Origin of the sequence: Marinitenerispora sediminis, assembly GCF_003336425.1 — a bacterium.
Taxonomy (GTDB): Bacteria; Actinomycetota; Actinomycetes; order Streptosporangiales; family Streptosporangiaceae; genus Marinitenerispora; species Marinitenerispora sediminis.
Genome location: NZ_QEIO01000322.1, coordinates 1 through 969 on the forward strand (window position 1 = coordinate 1; position 969 = coordinate 969).

The 969-nt window shown below is 73.9% G+C and carries 2 pseudogenes; both read left to right on the forward strand.

Annotation, left to right across the window (positions count from 1 at the left end):
* Positions 1–214, forward strand: a pseudogene (locus tag DEF28_RS27805) (cytochrome P450); the annotation flags it as partial.
* A 26-nt stretch (positions 215–240) separates the two neighbouring features.
* Positions 241–969: pseudogene (locus DEF28_RS26600) on the forward strand (nucleotide disphospho-sugar-binding domain-containing protein); the annotation flags it as partial.

The following is a 969-nucleotide window of genomic DNA, read 5'->3' on the forward strand; positions in this document are numbered from 1 at the left end:
CTTCACCCTCGACCGGCACGGCGAACCCGACCACCTCACCCTCACCCCCGGCACCGCCGCCGGCCTCACCGCGCACCTCACCCGCCTCCTCGCCGACACCGCCCTGCGCACCCTCGCCACCCGGCTCCCCGGCCTGCACCGCACCGCACCCACCCTGCGCCGCATGCGCGCCCCCGTCACCCACGGCGTCCTCCGGCTCCCCGTCGCCGCCTGACCCCGCATCCGCACGAGGAGGACACCATGCGGGTCCTGATGACGTCCTTCGCGCAGAACGCCCACTTCAACGGAACCGTCCCCCTGGCCTGGGCCCTGCGCACCGCCGGCCACGAGGTCCGCGTCGCCAGCCAACCCGCCCTCACCACCGACATCACCACCGCCGGCCTCACCGCCGTCCCCGTCGGAGCCGACCACCACCTCGACACCGTCATGCGCCACGCCGGCCCCGCCATGTTCGCGCCCCTGCGCGACCCCGACTTCCTGGAGAACCGCCCCGACCGGCTCGACCTCGACCTGCTCCGCTACTGGGACACCGTCTTCACCTCGATGGTGTACTCCCAGGCCAACGGCGACACCATGGTCGACGACCTCGTCGACTTCGCCCGCCACTGGCGCCCCGACCTCGTCGTCTGGGAACCCTTCACCTTCGCCGGCGCCGTCGCCGCCCGCGTCTGCGGCGCCGCGCACGCCCGCCTGCTGTCGTTCCCCGACATGTTCCTCAGCACCCGCGACGCGTTCCTACGCAAGACCTACCGCCGCCCCGCCGCCCAGCACGACGACACCCTCGCCGAATGGCTCACCTGGACCCTCGCCCGCCACGGCCGCCCCTTCGACGAGGAGATCGTCACCGGCCAGTGGACCATCGACCAGATGCCGCCCGGCGTCCGCCTACCCCTGGGCCGCCCCACCGTCCCCATGCGCTGCATCCCCTACAACGGGCCCGCCGCCGTCCCCGACTGGCTGCGCCACCCG